This window comes from Mesorhizobium sp. M7A.F.Ca.CA.002.05.1.1 (assembly GCF_003998335.1).
Taxonomy (GTDB): domain Bacteria; phylum Pseudomonadota; class Alphaproteobacteria; order Rhizobiales; family Rhizobiaceae; genus Mesorhizobium.
In genome coordinates, this window is record NZ_RZQI01000835.1 from 1 (window position 1) to 2,583 (window position 2,583).

A 2,583-nucleotide genomic window follows, 5' to 3' on the forward strand; every position below is an offset into this window, starting at 1 on the left:
CACGCCGGCAACACCCATGGCGAGTGCGCCGATGGCGAAATGCAGCGTGCCCATCAGCGCCGACGCCGTGCCGGCGATCTCGCCATGCTCTTCCATGGCCAGCACCGAGGTGGTCGGGATGACCAGGCCGAGAAAGCCGTAGCCGACGAACAGCAGGGCCGCCATCACGTCGAGCCGGTCGACGCCCGTCGCCATGATCGCCAACAGCACCACCATCGTCGAGGCATAGCCGGTCACCGCGACGCGCACCACGCGCCTCAGGCCGAAGCGCTCGGCCAGCAGCCCCGTCATCTGCGACATGCCGATGAAGGCGACCGCGTTGATCGAGAAGAACACGCTGTAGACCGAAGGCGACAGCCCGTAATGGTCGATCAGAATGAAGGACGAGCTCGACAGATAGACGAAGAAGCTCGCAATGCCGAAGCCGGCGATCGCCACCAGGCCAAGGAAATTGCGGTCGCCCATCAGGAAGCGATAGCCGGCAAGCGCGGTTCCGAAGGAGGAACCGACGCGTTCTTCAGCCGGCCGCGTCTCCTTGAGCGAGGTTGCGAGCAGCACCGTGGCAAGGGCGGCCGCGCCCGTCACCGTCCAGAACACGGCGCGCCAGCCGAAACTCTCGATGATCACGCTGCCGGTCAGCGGCGCCAGGATCGGCGACACCGAGAACACCAGCATCAGCAAGGACATCAGCTTGGCGGCCTCATTGCCGGTGTGCAGGTCGCGCACAATGGCGCGCGGAACGGCCATGCCGGCGCTGGCGCCAAGCCCTTGCAGGAAACGGAAAGCGATCAGCCATTCGATGGTCGGCGCCATTGCCGAACCGATGCCGCCAACCATGAACAGCGCAAGGCCGCCATAAAGCGGCAGCTTGCGGCCGACCATGTCGGAGATCGGCCCGACGACGATCTGGCCAAAACCCATCGACAGGAAGAAGATCAACAGGCTCATCTGCACGGCAGCGGTGCTGGCATGCAGATCCGCGCCGATCGACGGCAACGCGGGCAGATACATGTCGATGGCGAACGGGCCGATGGCGGACAACAAGCCGAGCACGACCGCGATGCGGAGGAATTTGGGACTCATGATAAAGGCTTCTTTCAAATCTGGTTGCCGCCGCCAGGCGACGTCTAACCTAGGACGTTCCATCCCGTGAGATTCCGACACCTCAAGAGCGAATCCTATTCGTCTCTCTCACGCGAAATCTCTTTATCTTGTGTCCACAAATTTAGACACTCTTGTCTAAATCGTCAATCACCTCTATATAGTTTTTTATGAAGCTGCACGTTTCTCCTGACATTTTCCCGCCACGCGGCCATGAGGCCAAGCGCCTCTCGATCGTCGACTCCGCCGCCACCGTGTTTTGCCGCGAAGGTTTCGCCGGCGCCAACATCGATCTGATCGCGGCCGAAGCCGGCGTTTCGCGCCAGACGATCTACAACCATCATGGCGACAAGGAGAAACTGTTCGTCGCCGTGGTCCGCGACCTCACCGAACGCTGCAATGCCGGCATCTTCGCCACCATTGCCACCTTCCCCGACCAGCCGGGGGATCTCGAAGCCGACCTGATCGGCTTTGCCGTGCGCCTGAACCAGAACTGCATCTGCAACCGCGACGGAAAATTCCTGCGCAAGCTGATCCAGACCGAAGGCGAGCGCTATCCCGAACTGTTTGCCGAATGGCGCGAACAGGGTCCGGGCAGGACATGGCCGGCAATCGCCGCCCGCTTCGCCCGCCTCGCCTATGGCGGCCATCTCACGATCGAGGATCCCGACGTGGCGGCACGCCAGTTCCTTGGCCTCGTCAATGCCGAACTGCAGACCACCTTCATGCTTGGCGGCTCGCCTCGCGAGGACGAGGTGCTGCAATCCGCGACCAATGGCGTGCGCACCTTCCTGCGCGCCTTCGGCAAGCGCCGGTCCGCGGCCTCGTCCGAAAAGCAAAGCGCGCTCACCAGCGCCTGAGCGATCAAATCGCTGGCAATAGTCTTCGCTTCCGCGCAAGGGTCATCTATATGCGGTTTACGCCGCCCTCAAGCTTGATTACAGCTATGCGGACGATTCAACGGAACCCGACCGCCACATGGCCGACGACCACATCCGCTACGACATTCTGGCCCAGGAGGCGTTGCGCGGCGTCATGCGCAAGGTCCTGGCCGAGGTCGCGCGCACCGGCCTCCCCGGCAACCACCACTTCTTCATCACCTTCCTGACCGGCGCGCCGGGCGTACGCGTGTCTTCGCGGCTGCGCGAGCGCTATCCCGAGCAGATGACCATCGTCATCCAGTTCCAGTATTGGGACCTGAAGGTGACCGATACCGGCTTCGAGGTTGGCCTGTCCTTCTCCGATGTTCCGGAAAAACTCGAAATCCCGTTCTCGGCCGTGCGCGGCTTCTATGATCCCTCGGTCAATTTCGAGCTCGAATTCGACGTCAAGACGGATGGCGCGGCAGCCGAGGAACCGGCTGCGCCAACTCCGGAGCCGCTGACCATCGTCTCCGAGAAAAAGCCGAAGGCCGAGAAGAAGGCCGCCGCCGAGGCGGAGAAGAAGCCTGCGGCCGCGGACGCCGCCACCAAGGGCGCCGAA

The 2,583-nt window shown here is 62.8% G+C and carries 3 protein-coding genes; 2 read left to right on the forward strand and 1 reads right to left on the reverse strand.

Going from position 1 to position 2,583, the window contains the following annotated elements:
• The coding region (locus EN939_RS29210) for a multidrug effflux MFS transporter (protein ID WP_127271155.1) at positions 1 to 1,083 on the reverse strand (1,083 nt) is incomplete at its 3' end.
• A gap of 188 nt (positions 1,084 to 1,271) precedes the next feature.
• On the opposite strand from EN939_RS29210, the gene EN939_RS29215 reads away from it, so the two are divergent.
• Positions 1,272 to 1,961, forward strand: a complete 690-nt coding sequence (locus tag EN939_RS29215; protein WP_127271156.1) for a TetR/AcrR family transcriptional regulator — start codon at positions 1,272 to 1,274, stop codon at positions 1,959 to 1,961.
• A 118-nt stretch (positions 1,962 to 2,079) separates the two neighbouring features.
• The coding region (locus EN939_RS29220; protein ID WP_127271158.1) for an SspB family protein at positions 2,080 to 2,583 on the forward strand (504 nt) is incomplete at its 3' end.